Raw genomic sequence first — 23,512 nt, forward strand, 5'->3', positions numbered from 1 at the left:
GACGCACGTGACGAGTCGGGAGGACGCCCTTCGTTGGACTGGGGTCATGACACAATCCAGTGGCTCAGCGCCCAGCGCTGGTTCATGCGGGTGAATTGGCGTCAACTGGGGCAGTTGGCCTTTCTGGCGCTCGGCGTTCTCTACCTTTATATGCGCTTTATCCGCGGCAGCCAGGCGGAGCAGTTATTCAAGGGGCTGTTTGTCATTCTCATTGGCTTTCTGGGCCTGTATATTCTGGCGGATTATTTTAATCTGGCGCTGATTGGCGCGGCGCTTGGCTTTGGGATTCAGATTCTGAGCGTGGCCCTGATTGTGATTTTTCAGCCGGAATTGCGGCGGATGCTGTTGTTTCTGGGGCAACCCGACCTGTTTGGCGAGCGCAGCCTGACGGCGCCCGCCCAGGAGCGGCTGGAGCGCAAGTCGGAGTACCTGATCGACACGCTGACCGAGGCCGTGCGCTTCCTGAGCAAGTCGCGCACCGGCGCCCTGATTGTGCTGGAGTCTGAGAACGATGCGGGAAGCCACTATCTGGAGGCGGGCGCCCGGCTCGACGCGCGCCTGAGCGCCGAAGCGCTGCTGACGATTTTTCATCCCAAGACGCCGCTGCACGACGGCGCGGTGATTATTACGCCCGGCAACCGGATTGCCGCCGCCGGCGTTCTACTGCCCCTGACCGAGGATCCCAAGCTAAGCTGGCAGTTTGGCACCCGTCACCGCGCCGCCATCGGCCTGACGGAAGTCTGCGACAGCTATTGCGTCGTGGTTTCCGAGGAAAGCGGGACGATTTCCATCGCCCACAAAGGCAAGCTCGAGAAAATGACAGGCGCTGACGAGCTTAAAAAGCGTCTGGAGAAGATTTACCACGTCCATGCCGACCGAAAGCGCGACGCCAAAGAGGGGACGCGCTCCTCGCTGGCCGCCGGACGCGACGACGAGGCGGCTTCAGACCGATTTTCGGATCAACTCCGCCATCTTTTCGCCCACCGCGCGCCGCGCCGCCTGCGCCGCCTGATCGTCCGCAACCCCGACCGCCGCTAGACCCCGGAGCCAGAACCCCAGCGCCCGTTTCGCCCCGCGACGACGGGCGTTGGCGTAAGCGCGAACGGCTTCAGAAACCCAAGGTTGTCATATTGTTATTGTCGTAGTATATTCAACGCGTCTGACAGTCCTACGCCCCCCCAAGGAGATTCCCCCATGCAAGTCCGCTTTGGCAAAATTTCTTATGAGCCGCCAAAAAAGAGTAAGGAAATAGAACACCAAGTCACACTTCCGGTGAGCTTATTTCTGAACCCGCAACAAGCCCAAAAACTTGGTGGGGAGGAAAAGTACCTCTATATAACCGGAAAAGACGCTAAAGGGCTTATCAAAACCGTTAAAGAGCTTGAAAGTGAGTTTCAAAGTTCGAAAAACAATCCAAATCCTAAAAAGATAAAGAAGGCTATTGTTTGTGGTCTAGGACCCACATTTAATAAGATTGAAAAATTTATCCGCAAAAACCCGCCTCACAAAGCAGGCAAGTAACGCACACCCCCGGATTTCCACAACCCCCACGCCCGTTTCGCCCCGCGATGACGGGCGTTGGCTTTAATGCAGCACACTCAAATAGGCTGAATATTGCGCTTGCAGGGAAGTTATAGTCGTAGTAGATTTAAATCCGGTTCGCGACAGAAGGATTTCACCCCATGGACTCGATGAACGTTCGCTTTGGTAAGATTGGGTATACATACCGCAAAGGCACTCGCAATGTAGACAGAGTAGACGCTGGGCTTATTTTACCGGCAGACATGCTGAGAGCGCTTGGTTGCGAGCGCAAACGTGAACTCTACCTGACGGGTGACGACCGAAAAGCCTGGCGGGCCACTGAAAGCGTCGCTGTTCTTAAAGCGCACGCCAACCACCATCTTACCGATCCGAGGCAGGCCCAGCATATTCTGACGAACGTACTGCCGCAAATTGGCGAACGCTTTAAACAACTGCAAGCAGACGTCGCAAACTTTATCGAGACAGCCCCCTATAACCCTGAGCGTCTCGAAAAAACGATTGACGGACGTAAAACTTACTGGTCGTGGGAGGCTAACGCTTAAGGGCTCCCGGCGAAGGCTTTTTCGGGGCGGAGCTTGCGGTCGCGCCAACGGGCGACGGCGATCAGGCGATGCTCGAAGGTAAGCGCGCACAGGTCTTTGTCCTTGAGCGCGCGTAATGGCGCGGGCAACGCGTCGGCGTCCAGCGGCATCCCCTGAAGCAGGCGCGTTGCGGCGAGGGCGTCGGGTAACTCCCACTGAGGCAAGGCCAGATAAGGCAAAGGATCGCGCAGAAAGTCACAAGGGCTGGCGGACTCGCGAAGCGCGGCCAGCGTGACGGAATCGGGCAAGAGGAAACGGCCGTGACGGGTTCGGGTCAGAGCGGCCAGCACAGCCCCGCAACCCAACGACTCGCCCAGATCGCGGGCGATGGCGCGCATAAAGGCCCCCGACCCGCAGGTAACGTCAATGACGGCTTGCGGACGGCCATCGTCGCCCAGCGTCAGGGCGTGAAGCGACAAGGACTTTAAATCGACCGTCTTGACGCGATCATCAATCGGGCGACCTTCGCGCGCCCACTGGTAGAGCTTCTTCCCGTCGACCCGCTTGGCGGAATAGGCTGGAATCCGCTGCTCGATCACGCCCGTCATGGCGAGTAAGGCCGCCTGAAGCGGGGCTTCGCTCACGGCGGCCTGCGCCTGCTGGGCAGAAGCGCTGGCGTGGACTTCGCCCTCGCAATCGAGCGTGTCGCTCTCCAGACCGAAGACGACGCGCAGGCGGTAGGCCTTGTCGCTGTCCACATACTCGATAAGCCGCGCGGCAGGGCCGAGAAAGACCGGCAGGACGCCATCCGCCATCGGGTCGAGGGTGCCCGCATGGCCCACGCGCTTGAGACCAAAGACGCGGCGCACGGCGCTTACGACGTCGTGGCTGGTGATGCCGACAGGTTTATGGACGTTCAGGACAGCGAACACGCGCAACAGGCGCCTCATCAAAAACTCCGCCTTGACGGCCTGGGGCCGAGGGCGGAATAATCATCTTACCGCCAACCCTGGCGGAAACCAACGCGTGGTATGCGGGCGTAGCTCAGCTGGCAGAGCGAAAGCTTCCCAAGCTTTAGGTCGCGAGTTCGATCCTCGTCGCCCGCTCCAACGCCTGAAGACGCAAGAGGCTTTCAGAGAGGGGAGTCCGCTTTGCTGCCGCGTGGGGGGCATGGTTGATTTTTGTTTCAATTTTCAAAAAACGATTGATTTTTGTCACGAAATTCAATAGAATGAAAATAAGGGCCTTTAAAACCCGATGCCATTTAAGCCCATGAAATTGCGAGATTACTTGCGCTGGATCGGCCAATATGGCTGGTCGCTTAAAAAATCGGGTGTGGATTGGTCGCTGATAAACGCTGAAGGCCGTCGCGTGATTCTCAATATCATTGTGACCCATCCTGGCCGCGAAGTGATTCCGGCCAGCGTGAAGAGAACGTCTCAGGCCCTTGAGGCAGAAGGGTTCTCGCAGGACTAGCCCCTCTCGTCAAGGAGGAATCGCCGGTATGGTTGAGTTGGATCGCCATTTTGACATGGCCCGCGCGGAAGTCGACGGCGTACAACCGCAGTGGTCGCCGGAGGATCAGATGTATCTGGTCGAGCATCCCGCCTATCCAATGGTGATGCACGCCGACCCGGACCCGGAGAAGGCCCTGACCGGATATTTCCGGGCCCTGCGGCAATTTGTGAAATACCGACTGGCGGGCGAAATCGCCGATACGACCGAACAGGCGACCTCGGGTCGCGGCGGCGCGCGAGAAGGGGCCGGACGCCCCCGCAAAAATGAGACCAAAACCGTTCGCCTGCCCGTGGATATGGCCGACTGGCTGCGGGATCAGAAGCATCAGGACCAGGTGCGGCGCTTGATGCAGGGCTGAACCCCAGCGGTTTGGGCTTGCCTTTGGGGGGCGGGCGTGTCATGGTGGAGGGGACTGATTTTATCAGTTCGGGTTTATGTTGCGTTGTCTGCGGCTCGCCCTCCTGCGCCATTACGGCGCGTTGTCTCGCTGAGGGCCTCCCGGTTTTCGATCCAATTTGAATCCATGATTTGAATCTCCCCCGATTTAAATCGCGTGATTGCGAGTTTAGAGGGTTTTTGACACGCCGCCGCTGATACCGGCCATCGCCGCCGAATCCTCTGAGTCTGACTCTGATTCCACCGCAGAACCTTCGGCAGGTCGGCGCGCCCCATGCGCGATTCCCAGCCTGAAGACCAGCGGAGCGGCTCGCCAATCGCATTATGCCCCTCCCCACAAAAGGATGCTTATTTGATGACCTCCCTCCATTTTGACGCCCTGTCGCTGACCCCCGAAACGCGAAAGGCCATCGACGAGATGGGCTACCGCCAAGCGTCTGCGATTCAGGCGCAAACGATTCCCCTGATGCGCCAAGGGCTGGACCTCATCGGCCAGGCGCAGACAGGAGGCGGCAAAACCGCCGCTTTTGCGATTCCGCTGATCGAGCGCACGGACCCGCAGGATATGTATGTTCAGGCGCTGACACTGTGCCCGACCCGCGAACTCGCGCTGCAGGTGTGCGGCGAGTTTCAGAAGCTGGGTAAATACCGCCGCTACTTCTTTACGGCGGCACTCTACGGCGGACAGCCCATTGAGCGCCAGTTGCGCCAACTTCGCCAGCGGCCGCCCATCGTGATCGGGACGCCGGGGCGCGTGCTGGACTTGATTCGGCGCGGGGCGCTGGATTTGTCCCGCGTCAAAACCGTGGTGCTGGATGAAGCCGATGAAATGCTGAACATGGGATTTCGTCCCGACATTGAGCGGATTCTGGCCTATACGCCCGAGACGCGGCAAACCGTGTTTTTCTCGGCCACGATGCCGCGCCCGATTCTGGAGATGAGCGCGCGGTATTTGAAGAATCCGCAGCATATCCAGGCGCAGCGGCACGATGAGCCGGTGGCGGAAATCGAGCAGTCGTATTTTGAAGTGCCGCGCGCGGGTAAAATGGCGGTGCTGACCCATTTGATCGCCGAGCGACCGAGCGCGCGCGCGCTGATTTTCTGCAATACCAAGTGGGGCGTGGATTCGCTGGTCAAACGGCTGAAGAATCTGGGGATTGAGGCCGAAGGGCTCCATGGCGGCAAAACCCAACCGCAGCGCGACCGCATTATGAACAGCTTCCGTCAGGGGGCGACCCATTTGCTGGTGGCAACGGACGTGGCGGCGCGCGGCCTCCATGTGGATAACATCGAAGCCGTGATTAATTACGACCTGCCTAAAAATACCGAATTTTACGTCCACCGGATCGGTCGCACCGGCCGGGCTGGGAAATCTGGGCGGGCGTTTACCTTTGTGGAGGCCAGCGAGTTTCAGCAATTGCGCCAGATTCGCCGCTACGCCAATGCGCGTCTGGTTCGTCAGGAGCTTCCGGCGCGGGCCTGACGCCGCACGGCTTTCCATGTGATGTTGTAAAAGCGAACGCCCCCTTGCGCTGACAAGCGGGGCGTTTGCGGTAGTTTTCTGTTTTTTGCGCGCGGCAATAGGGACGCCCGGCGTCCCTTGCGCTTGCGATACTGCGATCGCAGGCGCGCTAAGGCGGATGACGGCTGTCATCGGCGTAGCGCTTGGGTTCTGGCTGTTCTTGCGCCAGTCGAAACGTCTCTATCACGCGGCGATCGCGCGCGCTGGGTCCCGTAACCGGCTGAATAGGCGCGCGTTCTGGCCGTGGCAAGTCGCCTTCGCTTTGTGGCGGGACGATTCGCCAGCCCGGCGGCGGCTGTAAGGCGCGTGCCACATCGTCGAGGCGCTCGGGACTGATATCGGGATCGCGCCACCAGCCCTCATAGTTGACGCCGCCCCATTCCGGGTTGCTCAGCAGAATGCGCTGACGCCGAAGCAGGTCAATCCAGCGCAGGCGCGGAAAATTCGGCGTTCGCTCCCGCACCGCGCGCGGATTGGGCGCAGGCTCGCCCCATTGCGCGCACAGCAGCTCGCCATCGTCTTGCGCCGCGCGTGGGCGCGTGGGGCGGGCGGGGTCGTCGCTCTCCGTCATCGGCGCGTCCAGACTGCGCAGCGCCCAGTCGGAGGGCTTGGGCTGCGGTGGATGCTTTGGCTGGAGCATCGTCAGCAGGCGATCGATGAGATTAATGGCGCTTTCGGTCGGGGTTTGCGGCTCGACGCCCGAAAGGGTCCGGTTAACGTCGCGGCGCATGCGGCGCGCCATCAGCGCCGGAAACCAGTATTTATGAAAATAACTCGCCCACGCGCGGACCTTCTCCTGAGAATCTGCGTACAGGGCGTCCATCAGGGTGCTGAACAACCCGACATTGGTTAGCAGCGCCATAAAAAACGGCGCATACCGATAGGAGGACCTTCGCGCCCACATGGTCGTCGTCAAGACCCCTCAGAAAACGTGTAACACCTTGGAAAGCCGTATTCAGATATACGAAGTATAGCATTTTTGATTAGCGCTGTCTAGTGTTTTTTTAAAATTTCGTGTGAATTTCAGGAGGGGGCATTCGTTTGTTCTGGAGGGCGGCGGGGTGAGGCGCGTTCGTCTTGCGACGAGTGGCTTTGAAACGGACAGGCAATTTCGCCCGCGTCCTGGTTTAATTTACAGGAGCCCCCATTGTTTACTTTTATCAACAAGCCTTCGGAGTCTTCCCCCATGGTTTCCATCAACCGATTCTCACCGCCGCCGGCTGCCAGCCCCCGTTTTGGCATGGCCTTCACGCCGGAAGCACAGGTACACCACGAGGCTAATAAGAAAATAGGAAAGGTTGTAATCGCGCTTGACGCTTTAAAAGACCCTAATTCCGAAATTTCTAATGCATTATTAGGACCCTTTAATGGCTGGAATGAAAGGGATCGCTCAACGCTTGATAAAGCTATTAACACTTGGGCAAAAAGTAAGGATATTGTGAGTTTAATAGGGGTAATCCAGAAATTGAATTCAGCAGAGGCTATCATCCCTGATGAAATCATCATGCCCTTAAATAAGATTCATGCCAAAAAGCTCAAATCCAAAGAGCTTTATCAAATATAATATTTATATAAAAATCTCTTGGCTTTTCACAAAATCCTTCCCTCTGAGTCTCATCAGCGCGCGGGTTTCCCTTTTGGAGGGACACCCGCGCCGCCGGAGGGGGCGGATTTGCCATTCGGATTATATTATAGTGCTTAAATGAAAGAAGCGTTCGTACCAGCAAGAGATACGGCTCTAGCATCAAAAGCGCCATTTGGATAAGCGCGAATTTTTGACTCGCGCCGCGTGACTTCCAGGCGAAAAGCACACTGATAACCGGCGCAAGCAGAATACTGAAGCCGAATACCGCCAGATAAATTCCGTGCCATGGCGGATCCAAGGCGGACGAATCAAAATGAAACGGAATCAACACGAGCCGGATCGCGATACAGATGGCGTTGAAAATCAGAAGTTTATGCATCGGACGCTTACCGGGGCTTTGAGCGATTCATCGGTTACGCGAATTAGTCGTAGAGCCTGAATGAAAGAAAGGCGCGAAAAAACCAGAAATAAGGCTCGGCAATCAAGAACGCCATTTGGAGAATGGCTAATTTTTGATTCCTGCCGTCTGACTTCCAGGCAACAATCAAACTGACCGCCGCGCTAAACAGAATACTGAAGCCGACTGCCAGCAGATAAAGCTGATGCCACGGCGGAGCAAAATCCGAACCATCGAATAAAAACGCCCCCAACACAAGCCGGATCGCGATACAGATGGCGCTAGAAATCAGAAGTTTCTGCATGAGACTCTCACAGAGGGTCAAACAGGCATTATACAACGCCTGTCTTCGACAATCCGTGCCGGATTGAGCCGCCTGCCTCACGCCCCACGGGGAGCCGCGCGCGCCGGAATGCGCCTTTACGGCGCGTGGGTCTCGGCGGTTTTTTGCAGGGCCGCCCACGCCAGAGGCGGCGGGCAGGTCGCGCCGGGCGCGGGTTTCAGGCGCAGCCAGAGGACGCGCGGCTTTACAAGGGGACGTATTTTGATTACGATTGTCGTTTTCCTACACGTGTAACCGTTCTACTGTTCAGGAGGAATCTCTCATGGTCTCCATCCGCCCATTCTCACCAGCCACGCCTCGTTTTGGGATGACCATGCCCGCCAAAGACGACAGAGAACGCTATGAGTTGGAAACAGTCCATGATCTCTTAGACGAGCTCAGAAATATCCAACAGGATTTACCTCCGCAACCTGAGCACGAATCACCGTTAATAGATGCGGCTCAAATATTGCAGAAGTCTAAAAATAAGGGTTTTAAAAGAACCCTTAAGACTGCCCTAACTGGATTTGCCCAGCCTTATCTACCCAATGAATTATTAAAATTATTATATAATTTGAAACAACTAGATTATTCAGTCCCCCATTCTATCCTCAAGCCGATACTTAAGGTGTATAGAAAGAAGCTTGAATCGGGGGAACATTAATAAAAGGAGTGTCGCCGCGCGCGCCGGAATACGATTCTACGGCGCGTGGGACTCGGCGGTTTTTTGCAGGGCCGCCCACGCCAGAGGCGGCGGGCAGGTCGAGCCGGGCGCGGGTTTCAGGCGCAGCCAGAGGACGCGCGGCTTTACAAGCGGGTGGGTTAAACGGCACTTGCATTTTGACTATAAGCGTAACAAACATCCCTGAAAACATACGATTGGGCGCCGGCGTCACACGAGTCGTATAATGGGAAGATGCTGTATTACATTGCAAAATTAGGCCTCTCGGCCGCTCTGATTCTGGCCGTCAGTGAAATTGCCAAACGGTCGCCATTGCTTGGCGCCATAGTCGCCTCTCTCCCCCTGCTCTCTGTGCTGGCCATGATTTGGCTTTATCAGGAAACAAAAAATCCACAGGCGATTGCGACGCTTTCTTATTCAATTTTCTGGATGGTTATTCCTTCTCTGGTTCTCTTTATTTCACTTCCCGAATTCCTCAAGAAGGATGTTCCGTTTTATCCGGCCTTATTATTTTCCAGTATATTAACTGTTCTGGCTTATTTCCTGATGATATTTCTTCTTTCCAAAATAGGGACGAGAATATAAAAGCGAATTTCTGATCCGGACAGACCGGGCAAAGCCGTGCCGGATTGATCCGCCTGCCTCCATGCGTCACGCCGCACAGGCAGTCATGCGGCGGCGGACGATCGCCTGTAGGGGGCGGGACTGGATTTGCGCCTCTCCAGAGGCGATTTCAGGGGCGGGGTCAGGCGTCAGCGTAAGGGGAGCATGATGTTTCCGCCTCCCTTGCCGACCACCACGGTCGTGGGCGAGACCCCGTTCCACTTTTTAACGATGTCTAACTCGATCACCTGCGGCGATGACTTCAGGGCCTGCCCCTTGATTTGGACGGCCTTGGCTTCCGCCTCGGCGTTGACCAACGTGATTTCCGCGTCTTTTTTGGCCTTATCCAATTCGTAGCGTTTGGCTAAAGCTTCTTGCTCCTTGATCTGCTTTTGTTCGATGGCATGCTCGAGATCATCGCTGAGATCGATATTGGCAATGGGAATATCCTGCACCACCAGCAGGCCATCTACTTTATGGCTGACCTTTTCCATGACGTTTCTTTTGACGGCCTCGCGATTCTTGACCAGATCTTCAGCGCGGTAATTAGCGCTTTCTTCTTTGAGGCTTTCCTGAATCCGGGGCTCTAATAAAGATTGGTAGGGATCGCCCTGATATTTCTGAAACAGTTCGACGACTTTATTTTCCGGGATGCGGTAAAGCGCCTGGAAATCGACCTGCACGGTCTGCAAGTCGCTACTAAAGCAAGCTGCCTTTCCGCTAACCGTAATTTGCTTAATCGGGACCCGGACAATCTCTTCGATAAAGGGCATTTTAAGACTGAAGCCTTCGCGCCGAAAATGCCGGTCCACCGATCCCAGCGTCACGCTAATCCCGCGATATCCCGGCGGAATAATCGTAAAACACTGCTGAAACAGGAAAATCCCAACAAGGCTGAGCCCCAGAAGCGTCCAAACCTTGGCGGCAACCGGCATTTTTGACGAGAAAACGGGGAGGCGGGAGAACGTCATCTGGCGGGTTCCTTTCAGTGGGGGCGTCTGTCTTTATTTAGGCGTAACGCCCCGCCCACGGCATCATTCAAGTGGTGGGGCCTCGGCGGTTTTTTGCAGGGCCGCCCACGCCAGACGCGGCGGATAGGTCGCGCCGGGCGCGGGTTTCAGGCGCAGCCAGATGACAGCGCCTGACGGGCTCGCCAGCGGCTGAACCTCGTAGGTCTGCGCCCAGGCGGCGTAAGGCTGCGCGCCCGGCGCGGCCATCGCGTCCAGAGCCCCGCGATCGACGCCGTTGATGATCACCCGCATCGCGCGCATGCCGCGCCGGGCCAAGGGGTCGCCCTCGGCAACGCCCAGCGTTAAACGATAACGGGCCTGCGCCGAGGCGGGGAATCCGTAGGCCAGCTCCGGCGCTTCCTCGCCGTCTGCAAACAGAATGGGGTCGGGCGTCTGCGCGATGTCGCGGCGCAGGACGTAGCGCGCGGGCGTCAAGCCGGACAGCCATCCGCCGCGACGATCGCCGGGCTTCCACGTAAAAGGCTGGCGCGACGGGGACCACGTACGACCGGCCGCGTCGCGGTAATAAGCGGCGGGCGCGCCGAGATTCCAGCCGCGAAAGTCGGGAGCGATGTCGCGGCTCATCTGCATCAGGGGGGCGCGGCCCTTGATGTCGCGATACAGCGTCAGACGCGCCACCCAGCGATCGGCGCGACGCGGATCGCTCCAGATCTCGCGGCGATAGAACAGAGGCGAACGGTCCGGCAAAAAGACGGCCTTGATCTGCGGCGAGCCGTAAGCGGCCTGCATCGCGGGATGGGCGGCGTTGGGCTCGTGAATCAGCGCGCTGGCGGCGGCGGCCTGGAACTGCTGGCGCGCGCTCTCGCGCAGACGGGCCTCTGAACGCTCCAGCATCAGAAACAGAATGGCCGTCGCGATGGCGAAAAACGTCAGCGCGGCCATCGTTTCAACCAGCGACCAGCCCCGCGACGCGGCGGATGTCGAGAAGAAAGGCGGACGCTTAGCGTTCATCGCCTGCTTCAACGTCGTAGAAAGAGCGCAGCGCCGGGCGCGAGCAGGCGTCGGAGAGGGTGCGGCAGGTCTGATAGGCGGTTTCAACCCGGCCGGTTTGATTATCGACGCGCAGCAGCACGCGATCGCCTTCTTCGCCCAAGCCGTTAGGGGCTTCGGCGCCGTTGACGTCGAGGAGAATCCATTCGCGGTCGTGAGTCTGGGGCATCACGTTGCCGTCGGGCTGCGTCGCCTGGGGCAACTGGCGCTGCGGATCCGGGATATCGCCGCGCTCGGGAAAAAGATAGGCCGTCATGCCGGACGGGTATTGTAATAAGGCAGGCGGACCTGGAATATAACGCGCGCGGGTTTCGTACCGGGCCAAAACATCGGCCATGCCGTTTGGATACAGCAGTCGATCGCCGCAGGCGAGGCGGCCACAGGTTTCGACGGCATCCAGCGGGCCGCGCCCGTAAGCGTAATAGACAGATTCGTAAGCCGCGCTTAATTCCTGACGAAAATCGCGGACCAGGGCCGCCCAGGTCTGATGCGGCCGCCTGCCCAGCAACGCCAGCGAGAGGGCCGCCAATGCGACGCCAATGAGAAGGGCCACGCCGACTTCCACCCAGCCAACGCCGCGACGCGACGGGCGAACGACGCGTGACGAACGAAAACGGGAGGAGAACATTTTCAGCGGGGCGGACTCCGACGCTATCCTTATATATAGAGAGAAAAAATAGAGCAGAAAAGGAGAAGACAGAGAAAGCAATCAGGGGCTCTCTCTTCGATTATAGCGGGTTCGCGGCGGAAATGGAGCGGATGCGCGCGCGAGGCGGACCCTCGGGCTGGACCGGCGCGGCGATTGGGCTAGAATGGCAGATATGAAAACCCTGTTTCGTCATCTGTTCGGTCAACTGGATCGGTACGCGCAGATCGTTGACGCTTATAAGAAAGCGGCCAACGACGCGCCGGATCACGCCATGGCGCACGTGAACTGGGGCTCGAAACTGATTCAGGAAGAATCGTACGACGCGGCGATCGAAAAATTCCAGACCGCCGCGCAAATGGCGCCCGATCGCGCGATTTGCCAAACCCAGTGGGGCATCGCGCTTGCCAAGCTGAATCGGCTGGAAGAGGCCATTGAGCGCTTTGAGACCGCCGCCCTGCTCGCGCCGGAAGATCCCAGGAACTTTATCTTTCAGGGTGCGGCGCTGGTGGAGTTGGGACGCTTTGACGATGCGAAAGCGCGCTATCACAAAGCCATTGAACTGGCCCCCGGCAGCCCGGAACCCTACGTCAACTGGGGCGTGGCGCTGGCGCGCAGCGGCGAATATCATGAGGCGGTGTTTAACTTCAAGGCCGCGTTGGGCCTGAAAGCCTTTCAGCCGAACGTGTTCTTTCTGTGGGGCGCCGTGCTGGCGGAAATGGGCCAGTACGAAGAGGCGATTGAGAAGTTTCAGGTCACGCTGCGGCATCATCCCAAGCACGTGGAGGCGCTGTTGTTCTGGGCGGTGGCGCAGAATCGGCTGGGGCGCTATCAGGACGCCATCAGCACGTGTCGCCGCGCGCTGGCCATCGACGCCGACAAGCCGGATTTATACCTGACGCTGGGCGACGCGCTGGCGAACTCCCAACGGCTGGATGCGGCGATCTCGAACTATCGCCATGCGTTGATGCTGAATCCGCAACTGGGCGACGCGTATAAGAGCTGGGGCGTGGCGCTGGCCCGCGACGGCAAGCTGGACGAAGCCGTGACCAAATTTGAAAAGGCCCAGGCCATTGATGCCGAACTGCCGGGCCTGAACGCCGTCTGGGGCGCCGCGCTGGTCGAAGCCAAACGCTATCAGGAAGCGCTCGCCTATCTGGAGAAAGCCGCCGCCGAAGATCCTGAGAACGCCGAAGCGCTGCTCAACGAGGCCATGGCGCTGATTCATCTGGGCGCGAAAGATCTGGCGCTTGAAAAACTCTTCGCCGTGGAAAGCGTCGATAGCTGGAATCCGCGCGTGCATACGCTGCTGGGCGCGCATTACCGCAGCCTCGGCGACCCGGATCGCGCGATTACGCACTTTCGCAAGGCGCTCGACGAATCGCCCGACTTTGAGGACGCCATGGCGCAACTCGCCCAGGCCTATGGCGACAAGGGCGACGACGAGGAAGCCTTGCGCGCCCTGCGCCCCTGGATTCGCCGCTCGCCAGACTGCCCGGCCGCGCAGTTACATTACGGTCATGCCCTCGCGCGCAGCGGGGACCAGGACGAGGCCATTGCGCGCTTTGAAAAATCGCTGGCGCTCGCGCCGGATTCGCAGGAAAGCCGCCTCGCGCTGGCCGAAGCCTTGCTGGGTCGCGCCCAGAGCGACGATCTCGCCCGCGCTCAGACGCTGCTCGCCGACGCGCTGGCCCTGGACCCGCAATGCGAAGCCGCCCGGGAGCTACAGGCTAGGCAAACAGGCTAAGCCCGTATTCCTGAAGCTGCTGGCGACGGAGAGTTTCGTCCAAGGGACGGCGTTGCTCCTGAAACAATGCTTCCGAGGGCTTGTGTCCAAGAGAAGCCCCTGCGTCAGAGGTGGGCGCGTGGGGAGAAGAGGGGGCGATCGTGAAGAGAGTGGCCTTCATGGGAGGGAATCCTGTTCAATAAGGGAGCATCGCGCGCGGCAGGCGCCTGCGCGGGAGAGGGATTCTCTCAAAGCATGGGGGTGATAGCAAGCCTTTTGCGAAGGCCGTCGCACCACGATTTACAATTTGTTACGCTCAACGCAGGCCAGCCCGCCAGAAGTCATGCATCGCGCAAATGTCGCCCCCATAAGCCTCCGCGCGATTGACATCTGTTAGAAATCACTATGATATAAAAAAGCCCCCTCAAATCAGCGGGAATTTGGAAGCAAAAATAAATTTTTTATTAACAAGAAGGCAATTTCAGTCTTAATATTGTTTTTATTTTCATATATCCCGATTTCATTCCCCTCTTTCACAACGCAATCTCTAAAAATCCCCCACCCCGATGAAGGAGAGCTTTTCTATGGGTTCTTTGCAAGGCTACAATCCTTATAGCGCTTACGGCGCCTACCCCCCGGCGGCCCAACAATCGTATGGGGCCCCCTATGGTTTTCAGCAACAAGCGGTGAACCCATACGCAATGGGTCTTCAACAAAGCTACAGCCCCATGGCCGCGCAAGGCTTCGGCATGGGCAACGCCAATCCGCTGGTGCTGTTTATCCAGCAACTGCTGGCGATGATCGCCCAACTGCAAGCCGGCGGCTCTTCCGGCGGCTCGACGACGGTTTCTAACGACCCGACGACCGTTGATGTCAGCGGCTTTGGCCAAACCATCAACAAAACCACCGGCACGGGCAACGATACGGCGACCGTCAAGGGAACCCGCAATAGCGCAACGTTGCTGCTCGGCGACGGCGCCAACAGCCTGGGCGTCGAAGGCGTCAATAACAACGTAAGCGCCACCGGCGGCAGCGGCGTCGATACCGTCTCGCTCAAAGGCGTTCTCGGCCGCTACGAGCTTGAATTGCGCAATGGCGCCAATGTGATCACCACCGACGGGACCTATAACACGTCGCGTATCGACACCGGCAACGATAACGATACGCTCACTGCCGGCGGCATCGCCAACTGGAATATCGCCGATCTCGGCGACGGCGCCAATATCGCCTCGCTCGGCGGCGACCATACCCGCAATGATCTCACGGTGGGCGCCGGCGCCGACGCCGTTACCCTGATCGGAACCGACAACGTGTATAGCGTGATGCTGGGCGACGGGGCCAATACGGTCTCACTCGCCGCCGATACGAAAAACAACCGCGCCCGCATCACGGGCGGCAAAGACGTCGATACGGTGAATCTCGCCGGCGAAAGCAATACCGTGTTTCTCGACACCGGTGACGGCGACAACGTCGTGACGGTTGCGGGCAAGAAGAACACCACTCGCATTGGCGGCGGCGACGATGACGACAGCTACACCGTCGGCGGCGACGACAACAAGGTGTTCATCACCGACACCAAAGGCGAGAATAAACTGACGCTCATCGGCGCGGCCGCCGATTGGGAAAAAACCACCGACGCCTGGGGTCGCACGCTCTACACCAACAAAAACACCGATACGGTCGTCACCCTGACAAAAGACATGACCGTCGCCTACCAGGCCGCCACCACGGTCTAACGGCAAAGGCCCCGCAGCGCCTATCACCCCACACACCGCCTTCGCCTATCCACGGCGAAGGCGGTTTCGTAAGGGCCTGAATACGCGCGGCAGACAGGCGATCGGTCTCAAACCCATGCGCGCCGCCTCCCCCCGTCTATTTACATTTTTTTAAACTTTAGCGCCAAACAGGCAATTCCTCTCATTATTTTGTTTTTATTTTTATATATCAGATTTTTCCCCTTAACCCCCCTAGATTTGAGACCGCTGAGAGTTTGCCCCGCCTACTGATAGGAGAGCATCACAATGGGTTCTGTGCCAGGCAATTCCCCCATCGTCCAGCAGTACATGACGTTGGTGCAGCGCGACTATCAAGATGATGGTCAAATCAACGCCAGCCCCTTGAGAAGTACGGGCGGCGGCGCTCCGACAGGCGGCGCACCGGCGGGCTATGGCGCACCGGCAGGCTATGGCGCACCAGCGGGCTATGGCGCTCCGGCGGGCTACGGCGCTCCGGCAGGTTACGGCGCTCCGGCAGGTTACGGCGCTCCGGCAGGTTACGGCGCTCCGGCAGGCTACGGCGCTCCGGCAGGCTACGGCGCTCCGGCAGGTTATGGCGCTCCGGCAGGCTACGGCGCTCCGGCAGGTTACGGCGCCCCGGCAGGTTACGGCGCTCCGGCAGGTTACGGCGCTCCGGCAGGTTACGGCGCTCCGGCAGGTTACGGCGCTCCGGCAGGTTATGGCGCTCCGGCAGGCTTTAGCCCTTATGGCGCTCAAAGCGTAGGAATGGGATCGCCCTACGGCGGCGGCTATCCGCAGAATCCGATGATGGCCTTCCTGATGCCTATCATTCAGCAGCTCATGATGATGATCGCCAAGCTTAGCAGCGATTCGACCAATACCGATGACAACACGGATACGGCGGCTTCCAACGATCCAACAACCGTGGATGTCGACGGGTTTGGTAAATCCGTCACCAAGGAAACCGGCGACGGGGCCGACACCGCCAATGTGAAAGGCACCCAGAACACGGCGGATCTGAAGCTCGACAAGGGCGCCAATACGCTCAACATTGACGGGACGACCAACCGCACCCGCACCATTCTGGGCGAAGACGTCGACACCGTGAATGTCAAAGGCACCCTCAACCGCAGCGGCATCGACGCGGGCGACGGCAATAATATCCTGAATCTGGACGGGACCTATAACTCTACCCGCATTAAAGCGGGCAAGGGCGACGATGTCCTCACCGCCGGCGGCACGGCCAACTGGAACATCATTGATCTCGGCGACGGGAAAAACACGGCCACCCTCAAGGGCGACCACACCCGCCACGACATCACGACCGGCGAAGGCGATTCGACGCTGAACATCGACGGGACTAACAACCTCAACAACCTGCGTCTGGGCAAAGGCGCCAACGTCCTGACGATGGCCGCGACGACCGAAGACAGCAAACTGAGCGCCATTGCCGAGGACGGCGATGACAAGTTCACTCTGGACGGCAACTCCAACCAGTTGTTCATCAACACGGGCGACGGCGCCAATACGGTGAGCATGCTCGGCAAGAAGAACACCGCATTCGTTCAGGGCGGCGATGACAATGACACCTATACCGTCGGCGGCGACGACAACCAGGTGTTCATCAACGACACCAAAGGCGAAAATAAACTCACGCTGATCGGAGCGGAAGCCGACTGGGAAAAAACCACCGACTCGGCGGGCCGCACCGTGTACAAAAACAAGAAGACCGACAGCGTCGTCACGCTTGCCAAGAGCATGACGGTCGCCTACCAGGCGGCGCCGGCGACGACAACCGTCTAAGACGCCAGAAAATCCAACGCCTTTTGGTTATCGCTCTCGCACTCGCTGCGGGAGCGATTGCCGTTAAACGCCCCGACTAGAGAGAAGAAGCCGAAGACGCGCCGCAGGACGCAAGCCCGGCGAGTTGCGCGCGCAACAGCGGTAGAATCGCCGACTGGGCGGCGTCCAGAGAACCGGACAGCGTACAGCCGGCCGCCATTTTATGCCCGCCGCCGCCAAAACGCGCCGCGATATCGGCGACGTTCAGCGCATGATCGTCGCTGCGAAGGCTGACGCGAACGGCGCCATCCGGCGTTTCTTTAAACACCACGGCGGCTTTGACGGTATCAATATTGCGCAAGGCGTCGACAATGCCATCGGTATGCTCTTCTGTCGCCTGGGCGCGTTGAAACATCGCCTGCGTCACGCAGGTCCAGCAGAGGCGATCGTCGCAATCGAAGGCCGCATGAAGCAGCGCATCGGCTTGAAGCAGCATTTGCGCGCGCGGGCGGTTTTCGAATAATTGCTTGTAAATAAACTCATGATCCGCGCCCGCCTCAATGCAGCGCGCCGCGAGACGATACGCCTTGCCGCCCGCATTGGCGAAGCGGAATCCGCCGGTATCGGTGACCAGCGCCGCATACACGCATGAGGCAATCTCCGGCGTAAAGTCGGCGCCCATCGCGTCGATGAGGTCGGCGACCACTTCCCCGCTGGCCGAAGCGTCGGGGATGACGATATTCACGCGCGCAAAACGGGCGTTGTTGAGGTGATGATCGATATTAATGGAGCAGCCGGCTTCCAGAAAGCGGGATTTTGCCGCCCCCAGACGTTCAAGAGAACCGCAATCGACGGAAATCGAGACGTCGTATTTTTCCAGAATGTCGGAATCGGTCTCAATGCAGCGAATGGCCGTCGCGCCGGGTATAAAATCGAAAACAACCGGCACGCCGCCGGAAACCGCGCCATCAATACGCCGTAAGCGAGGGTAACGCTGGGCGAGCGCATGACGAAGGGCCAACAGGCCGCCAATAGCATCGCCGTCCGGCGATACATGGGCCGTGAGCATGACCGTTTCGGCTGTCGCCAGCGCATCTAACGCGGGCTGATACAGGAGCGTCTGATCGGACATGAAGTGCCGTCTTGAATTCACATCTCTAACGAAAGAGGCAGTAGCGCGAGGAGCGGGTGTTTCTATCGTGAAGACCTTGGCATAAGATGAGCAGAAGAAATCGCGCGGCTTTGTATTCAAAGGTACCATAAGAGCGCGCGCGTTTCACCAGGTGTAGTGGCCTACGGGGTTTGTAAAGATTCACGCCTATGTCGACGCCTTCGCTTTCCGGCGCTTCTGACGCCGTTTCCGAGTCGGTTTTAAGCGCCATCGCCCGCCTGCTGGCGATTATCGAGCGTCTGCGCGACCCCGAGAGCGGATGCCCATGGGATCTCGCCCAAACCCACGCCAGCCTCAAACCCTTTGCGCTGGAAGAAACCTACGAGCTGCTCGAAGCCATCGACGCGGGCGCCGATGCGGGCATCTGCGAGGAGCTGGGCGATTCGCTCCTGCAAATCGCCTTACACTGCCAGATTGCCAGCGAGCGCAAGGCTTTTACCATGGAAACCGTCGCCCAAACGCTGTGCGACAAGCTGATTCGTCGGCATCCGCACGTCTTTGGCGACGCGCATGCCCCCGATGCCCAGACAGTGGCCCGCAACTGGCAAGCCATTAAGCGCCAGGAGAAGCAGACAGACGGCGGCGAGGACGCCTCCGGGGTCGACGAGAGTATTCTGACAGGGGTCAGCCGCTCGCTGCCTGCCCTGATGCGCGCCACGCGCCTGAGCGCCCGCGCGGTAAAAGCAGGCTTCAAATGGCCGGACGCCGCCTCGCTGTGGGAGTGCGTGCTGAGCGAAGTCGAAGAATTCCGGGCCGAGACGCGCCTTGAGCCGCCTTCGCCGGATGCGCTGGAAGACGAGCTGGGTGATATGCTGTTTGCCACCGTCAGCCTGGCAAATTTTTACGGTGTCGACGCCGAAACCGCGCTGGCGCGCGCCAACGACAAGTTTACCCGGCGGTTCCAGCGCATGGAGTCGCTGGCCCAGACGCCGCTGGAGCAACTCTCATACGAGGCGTGGGACGCGTTATGGAATGACGCCAAGCGCGCGCTGGCCACGCCACAACAAGCGTAAATCGCGCATGATGCGCGTCATGTGACGCACGCCTAAAATCTGACGTGAATTTTTACGCAATTTCACGCGATTGTTTTCGCGCGAGAATTACGCGTAAGTTTTTGAAAATCACGCAATAAATTACGCGTTATTTAACGCGTAATTTGCATCACAATGCATTAAAATCGCGCTTAAGTGATCGCCGGAAAAACCTAACGCGCGACAAAGCGCGCTTAACGCCTCACGCAAAAGAGAGCGCGTCATTTAACGCGCGCTTTTGACGTAAAATCGCGTGACGCATCCAATGGCAAGCCTGCATGCGGCCGCATACGTCAAATGGCGTCAGACAAGAGGCGGCGCAGCGCGGCGCGGCCCTACGGACAGGCGGGCAGGCACAGGCATGCGGGCCGTTTGCCTGCCGCGCATAAACGCGCTGAGAATCCTGAAGAGAAGCGCTTCTTCCCGGATCGCAGCGCGTTTTCGATAAGATGAAGACGCAAGCCGCTGACGCCCACCCCCGCAATACAGGTTTCTTCAAGAGAGAGGTCACGATGAAACAGCGCTCCCGGAAATCCGTCAAAAGCGCGCGCGCGACCCAGAGGCCGCTCGCGGCAGAACGTCAGGGGAACGCTTGCCCATGACGGCGCCGCCCGCACTTCGACTCATTCCGACCGAAGACGGATCGCTTGCCTGTTATGACGAGGCGGCTGGCGAGGCGACGCATAATCTGGCCGGGGCGTTGACCGAAGCGCTCACCCACTACGCCCGACCCGCCGATCTACCCGGATGGCTCGCCGCGAGCGCCTCTGCGCCCAGGCCGCTGGTGATCCTCGACGCCTGCTTTGGCTTGGGTTACAACACGTGGGCGCTACTGCTGGAATGTCAGCGTCTGGCCAAACGCCCGGTCTCGATCCGGGTGATAGGGGTCGAGCAAAACCCAGAGATGTTGACATACATCCCCCAAATTCTGAGCGCCCCTATGCTGGAACCCCTAAAATCGATTTCAACGTCCTTGGAACATAATATATATTATCAGACGTTGAATAATTCCCAGGAAGAGGCCGTAAGCATATCGACGACACTTATAACAGACAGCGGGGCCCCTCTGGATCTCACCCTCGATCTGTTAATAGAGGATTTACGTCAAAGCCTCGCCTGTCATCCGGTTTTGGCGAGGCTGGCGGTGGATTTTGTCTGTCACGACGCGTATTCGCCCAATCGCGCGCCGGAGTTATGGACGCAAGACGTGTTCGCGCAGTATTTTGAGCGTTTGAAAGCCCGTAACGGACGCGTGCTGACCTATAGCACGGCAGCGGCTGTCGGGGGCGGATTGCGGGCGGCAGGGTTTCATGTTTACCGCAGCGCCGGGCTTGGACGCAAAAGCGGCGGAACGGTCGCCAGCGTCGCCCCCTTGGGCGAATTCCCCAGTCAGACGGGTATCAGGACGCTGACAGGTGAAGAAGAAACGATTCTGGCGAGCCGATCAGGCCTGCCCTATCGCGATCCCGCTCTGCAAGAGACCCGCGACAGCGTCACGCGTCAACGCGCGCTTGCGCAGGCGGCAAGTTCACGCGCGCCACGCCCGGCGCGCTCGTTGCGACAAGAGACCCGGCCTAGGGTTCCGGCTGAAGATACAGGGCCAGACGGGCCGTCATTTTAATGGGTTTGAGCGGATCCGCCACAGGCGCGTCGGTTTTCGAGCGGTTTTCGCCGGATTCGTTTTCCAGCGTGATATCGCGCATTTCGACCAGCTCGCCATGATTGTTCAGCGACGAAACAAAGCCGAGAATACTGTCATAACTGCCGCGCAGAGTCAGCGCATAGCCAAAGGTCGTTAATTGCGAGGCGGCGGGAGAAACCGCAGCTTCACCGGTTTTAGCTGCCGCAGCAGCGGCGGGCGTCGGCGTGGCGGGCTTGGGAGCCTTCGGATCCGGCGGCGGCGGGGGCTCGACCAGCGGCGCATCCCACGGCTCAAGAGCGATGAGATCGTTGCCGCGATTAGAAGCCAGACGCATGACCTGATCGAGCATGGATTTGATGTTCTGCTGAAGCGCTTCGGGACGGTAAGCGCGCAGGGTCACGCCTTCGGGCAGGGCTTTTACCTGACGCAGGTCTGCGGCCATTTGCTGGTTAATTTGTACTTGCGAGGTCAGCGTTTTGACGTCCGACTCCAGTTGGGCTTTTTTCTGGATATTTTCGGTCACAGAGGTCACGGCAGGCCATACGAGATAGCCGCCAATGCCGACCAGGCCGCCGACAATCAGCATGCCGCCGATCAGATATTTTTCCCGACTCGAAACCATGAGCGCTGATTAACCTCCCGATTTGCGCGATATGGAGATCTGGACGCTGCCGGGGGCGGCGGCGGGAGGCAATAGCTCCTTGGCGATTTCCGTACGACCGCCAATCTTGAACTTGAAGACTTTCTGACCCTCGTCCAGCTCCTCGCGGATGCTCTGGATCAAGACGTCTTTGGCGTACGCCAGATGATCAAATTGCTGGGCAAAGCGCAACACCGATTGATAGCTCATGCCCTTGCCTTCAATCAGCAGGTCGTCGCCCGCCTTGACGTTATACACCCAGATCTTGGTGGGGATGCGGTTCTTTAAGTCCGAGGCCAGATTGACGTAGACGGCGTTGCGGATTTTAGCCGCCTCGACAATCTCCACCACTTTGGCGCGGATGCCGCTTTTGGCTTTAAGCGCCTCGATTTCCGACTGGAGCTGAGCGCTTTGAGAGGACAGGGCCGTTTGCTTGGCCTCCAGATCATGGATTTGTCCGCCGAGCATCAGCCCATTGAAGGCGGACAGACCGCCCCAGAGGAGCAGCATCAGCACCGTGGTCAGAACGCCGGCTGCAATTGTCAGGACGGGACCAGGGCCGTCGTCTTCTTGTTCATGAGCAGCGGGAAGGTCTTTTTTGCCTTGCGCCGAGGAGGCCTTCAAGCCGCTGATAAAATTGAAGTCAAACGGAAAGCTCACCTGCGAATGCATCGCCGCGCCGACGACAGCCGGGCGCAAGGGGTCTTCCAGTCTCAGCGAGGGGCCGACCACGCACGGACGCACCGGCACGCCGAGCTGCTGGGAAAGGCCCTGAGCAATGGGCGCCGGCAGATTGTCGGTCAGCCAGATGGCGGGAAACGTGTTGGCGGCCGTGCGGCGGATTTCATCAAGCAGATCGAAAATCAGGGGCGAATTGGCTTCCACGACGGAGAATTCGCGCGTGTCCATGCTCAGTTCGCGCAGATCCATGAGCGCGCTGCCCTGCCAGAGCGAAAAGCGCACGCGATCGCTTTCTACAAAAATCGTGCCCCAGTAAGCGTCTTCGCCAATCTGCTGGGTCAGGCTGTCGAGGACGCCGGTACCGGCCATCGCCCGCAAGGTGTTGAGGGGTTCGATATCGACGGCGCCCGGACGCACGCGGGCCACCTGACAGGCGCGGCGCAGGGCCAGAAAGGTATCCTTGCGCACGGCGCCAAAGATGACGCGCTGCATGTTGGGCGACGTGGTCGCCAGCGCGGGCAACACGTGGAAGTCGACAATTGCTTCGGTGTCGTCGAAGGACTTATAGCGCTCGGCTTCGCTCGAAAGCGACAAATAGAGTTCTTGCGCGCCCATTTTGGGCATGTCGACCACGCGCAGCAGGGTGGCGGGCATTGACAGGTTGACGGTTTTGACGGCGGGACGAAGGCCGGAGAGGGCTTCGCGCATCAGGCCGCCGAGGTGGACGGGGTCTTCGACGTGGTCGCCATTCTCGGAGAGGACGCCGGGGGGCGTGGCAATCGTCGCGGATTGCGCGATGACGAACGTTTTGGGGTGATAGACCGCCACTTCGATTGATTGCGGGGTGATGGAGACCCCGACGTTGGACCCGTTGCGTTTTTTCTGCGCCATAGCCGCTTACTCTATCCTGATGCTTCTTTTAGCCTGATATTTATTTTTAGCCCTGATACTTCTGTCAGTCTGTATCTCTCTTAACCTGATGCCTTCTTCAGCTTGAAATCTCTTGAACCTGAGCCTCGTTGACGTTGAATGCCGGCGATTCTTGCCGCCTGACGGGCCCGGAATCCTTGACCCGAAAGGAATCGCGACTGCCTGCTCCTGCCTGTTGCGCCCAACAAGATGAGCCGAGGCCCATCCACGGATAAAACGCCGACAGCGCGCAACCTGAACGCCTTCAGGCATTACGCTTAAGCCCTGCGACCGTCGTCTGCGGGTTGGCATCGGGCGGGCAGGCTCAGGAAAGGCTCTCGCTATCCAATGAATCAACCACACTATAGCATAGGATGCAAAAACTTGGGGATTTTTCGCGCGAATCCGCGCATGATTGCGCTATTCGGAGGAGACGTGA

General features: G+C 58.8%; 24 protein-coding genes and 1 tRNA gene. 15 read left to right on the top strand and 10 right to left on the bottom strand.

Going from position 1 to position 23,512, the window contains the following annotated elements; translation table 11 throughout:
• The first annotated feature begins 33 nt into the window (after positions 1-33).
• The 3 genes from IPK79_10815 (at position 34) to IPK79_10825 (ending at position 2,084) form a co-directional block, all read left to right on the top strand.
• A complete protein-coding gene (locus IPK79_10815) occupies positions 34-1,038 on the top strand; it encodes a TIGR00159 family protein (protein ID MBK8190928.1) in 1,005 nt (334 codons plus the stop codon).
• Between the two features lie 156 nt (positions 1,039-1,194).
• Complete coding sequence (locus IPK79_10820) at positions 1,195-1,521, top strand: hypothetical protein (GenBank protein ID MBK8190929.1); 327 nt, start codon at positions 1,195-1,197, stop codon at positions 1,519-1,521.
• A gap of 161 nt (positions 1,522-1,682) precedes the next feature.
• The gene (locus tag IPK79_10825; GenBank protein MBK8190930.1) at positions 1,683-2,084 is read left to right on the top strand and encodes a hypothetical protein; all 402 of its coding nucleotides are present in this window, start codon (positions 1,683-1,685) and stop codon (positions 2,082-2,084) included.
• On the opposite strand, the gene truB is transcribed toward IPK79_10825, so the two are convergent.
• Positions 2,081-3,013, bottom strand: coding sequence for a tRNA pseudouridine(55) synthase TruB (gene truB, locus IPK79_10830; GenBank protein ID MBK8190931.1), 933 nt, complete (start codon positions 3,011-3,013; stop codon positions 2,081-2,083). The genes IPK79_10825 and truB overlap by 4 nt on opposite strands.
• An 83-nt stretch (positions 3,014-3,096) precedes the next feature.
• Between truB and IPK79_10835 the strand changes: the two genes are divergently transcribed.
• From IPK79_10835 to IPK79_10850, 4 genes are all read left to right on the top strand, one after another.
• Positions 3,097-3,172 (top strand) — tRNA-Gly (locus IPK79_10835).
• Between the two features lie 148 nt (positions 3,173-3,320).
• Positions 3,321-3,539: a hypothetical protein gene (locus IPK79_10840; protein MBK8190932.1), complete on the top strand. Its 219-nt coding sequence runs from the start codon at positions 3,321-3,323 to the stop codon at positions 3,537-3,539.
• 28 nt (positions 3,540-3,567) lie between these two features.
• Positions 3,568-3,939, top strand: a complete 372-nt coding sequence (locus IPK79_10845) for a hypothetical protein (protein MBK8190933.1) — start codon at positions 3,568-3,570, stop codon at positions 3,937-3,939.
• Between the two features lie 393 nt (positions 3,940-4,332).
• Positions 4,333-5,460, top strand: coding sequence for a DEAD/DEAH box helicase (locus tag IPK79_10850; protein MBK8190934.1), 1,128 nt, complete (start codon positions 4,333-4,335; stop codon positions 5,458-5,460).
• Positions 5,461-5,608: 148 nt separating this feature from the next.
• Here IPK79_10850 and IPK79_10855 read toward each other — a convergent pair whose 3' ends face one another.
• Positions 5,609-6,403 (bottom strand): hypothetical protein, encoded by a 795-nt coding sequence (locus IPK79_10855; protein ID MBK8190935.1) that lies wholly within the window; start codon positions 6,401-6,403, stop codon positions 5,609-5,611.
• Positions 6,404-6,685: 282 nt separating this feature from the next.
• On the opposite strand from IPK79_10855, the gene IPK79_10860 reads away from it, so the two are divergent.
• Positions 6,686-7,063, top strand: a complete 378-nt coding sequence (locus tag IPK79_10860; GenBank protein ID MBK8190936.1) for a hypothetical protein — start codon at positions 6,686-6,688, stop codon at positions 7,061-7,063.
• On the opposite strand, the gene IPK79_10865 is transcribed toward IPK79_10860, so the two are convergent.
• Both IPK79_10865 and IPK79_10870 read right to left on the bottom strand, forming a co-directional pair.
• Positions 7,035-7,463: a hypothetical protein gene (locus IPK79_10865; protein ID MBK8190937.1), complete on the bottom strand. Its 429-nt coding sequence runs from the start codon at positions 7,461-7,463 to the stop codon at positions 7,035-7,037. The two genes, IPK79_10860 and IPK79_10865, sit on opposite strands and share 29 nt — an antisense overlap.
• 43 nt (positions 7,464-7,506) lie before the next feature.
• Positions 7,507-7,785, bottom strand: a complete 279-nt coding sequence (locus tag IPK79_10870; GenBank protein MBK8190938.1) for a hypothetical protein — start codon at positions 7,783-7,785, stop codon at positions 7,507-7,509.
• Between the two features lie 301 nt (positions 7,786-8,086).
• On the opposite strand from IPK79_10870, the gene IPK79_10875 reads away from it, so the two are divergent.
• Together IPK79_10875 and IPK79_10880 are read left to right on the top strand one after the other, a co-directional pair.
• The gene (locus IPK79_10875) at positions 8,087-8,467 is read left to right on the top strand and encodes a hypothetical protein (GenBank protein MBK8190939.1); all 381 of its coding nucleotides are present in this window, start codon (positions 8,087-8,089) and stop codon (positions 8,465-8,467) included.
• 252 nt (positions 8,468-8,719) lie between these two features.
• The gene (locus tag IPK79_10880; protein MBK8190940.1) at positions 8,720-9,070 is read left to right on the top strand and encodes a DUF3147 family protein; all 351 of its coding nucleotides are present in this window, start codon (positions 8,720-8,722) and stop codon (positions 9,068-9,070) included.
• A 167-nt stretch (positions 9,071-9,237) separates the two neighbouring features.
• Here the strand turns inward: IPK79_10880 and IPK79_10885 are convergent, their stop codons facing one another.
• The 3 genes from IPK79_10885 to IPK79_10895 form a co-directional block, all read right to left on the bottom strand.
• The gene (locus tag IPK79_10885; GenBank protein MBK8190941.1) at positions 9,238-10,059 is read right to left on the bottom strand and encodes a prohibitin family protein; all 822 of its coding nucleotides are present in this window, start codon (positions 10,057-10,059) and stop codon (positions 9,238-9,240) included.
• A gap of 63 nt (positions 10,060-10,122) precedes the next feature.
• Positions 10,123-11,070 (bottom strand): hypothetical protein, encoded by a 948-nt coding sequence (locus tag IPK79_10890; GenBank protein MBK8190942.1) that lies wholly within the window; start codon positions 11,068-11,070, stop codon positions 10,123-10,125.
• Positions 11,060-11,737 (bottom strand): hypothetical protein, encoded by a 678-nt coding sequence (locus IPK79_10895; protein ID MBK8190943.1) that lies wholly within the window; start codon positions 11,735-11,737, stop codon positions 11,060-11,062. Before IPK79_10895 ends, IPK79_10890 begins: the two co-directional genes overlap by 11 nt.
• Before the next feature lie 193 nt (positions 11,738-11,930).
• Between IPK79_10895 and IPK79_10900 the strand changes: the two genes are divergently transcribed.
• From IPK79_10900 to IPK79_10910, 3 genes are all read left to right on the top strand, one after another.
• Positions 11,931-13,502, top strand: coding sequence for a tetratricopeptide repeat protein (locus IPK79_10900; GenBank protein MBK8190944.1), 1,572 nt, complete (start codon positions 11,931-11,933; stop codon positions 13,500-13,502).
• A 563-nt stretch (positions 13,503-14,065) separates the two neighbouring features.
• A complete protein-coding gene (locus IPK79_10905) occupies positions 14,066-15,217 on the top strand; it encodes a hypothetical protein (protein ID MBK8190945.1) in 1,152 nt (383 codons plus the stop codon).
• A 285-nt stretch (positions 15,218-15,502) separates the two neighbouring features.
• A complete protein-coding gene (locus IPK79_10910; protein MBK8190946.1) occupies positions 15,503-17,020 on the top strand; it encodes a hypothetical protein in 1,518 nt (505 codons plus the stop codon).
• A gap of 76 nt (positions 17,021-17,096) precedes the next feature.
• On the opposite strand, the gene IPK79_10915 is transcribed toward IPK79_10910, so the two are convergent.
• Positions 17,097-18,131 carry a bifunctional oligoribonuclease/PAP phosphatase NrnA gene (locus tag IPK79_10915; protein ID MBK8190947.1) on the bottom strand — a complete coding sequence of 345 codons (1,035 nt, stop codon included), beginning with the start codon at positions 18,129-18,131 and terminating at the stop codon, positions 17,097-17,099.
• 188 nt (positions 18,132-18,319) lie between these two features.
• Here IPK79_10915 and mazG point away from each other — a divergent pair, with 188 nt between their 5' ends.
• On the top strand, positions 18,320-19,183 hold the full coding sequence (gene mazG / locus IPK79_10920; GenBank protein MBK8190948.1) for a nucleoside triphosphate pyrophosphohydrolase: 864 nt from the start codon (positions 18,320-18,322) through the stop codon (positions 19,181-19,183).
• Positions 19,184-19,799: 616 nt separating this feature from the next.
• The gene (locus IPK79_10925; GenBank protein ID MBK8190949.1) at positions 19,800-20,822 is read left to right on the top strand and encodes a hypothetical protein; all 1,023 of its coding nucleotides are present in this window, start codon (positions 19,800-19,802) and stop codon (positions 20,820-20,822) included.
• Here IPK79_10925 and IPK79_10930 read toward each other — a convergent pair.
• Positions 20,776-21,465: a hypothetical protein gene (locus IPK79_10930; protein ID MBK8190950.1), complete on the bottom strand. Its 690-nt coding sequence runs from the start codon at positions 21,463-21,465 to the stop codon at positions 20,776-20,778. The genes IPK79_10925 and IPK79_10930 overlap by 47 nt on opposite strands.
• A 9-nt stretch (positions 21,466-21,474) precedes the next feature.
• On the bottom strand, positions 21,475-23,055 hold the full coding sequence (gene pilM, locus IPK79_10935) for a pilus assembly protein PilM (protein ID MBK8190951.1): 1,581 nt from the start codon (positions 23,053-23,055) through the stop codon (positions 21,475-21,477).
• Between the last annotated feature and the right edge of the window lie 457 nt (positions 23,056-23,512).

It is taken from the genome of Vampirovibrionales bacterium, from assembly GCA_016712355.1.
Classification (GTDB): Bacteria; Cyanobacteriota; Vampirovibrionia; order Vampirovibrionales; family Vampirovibrionaceae; genus JADJRF01.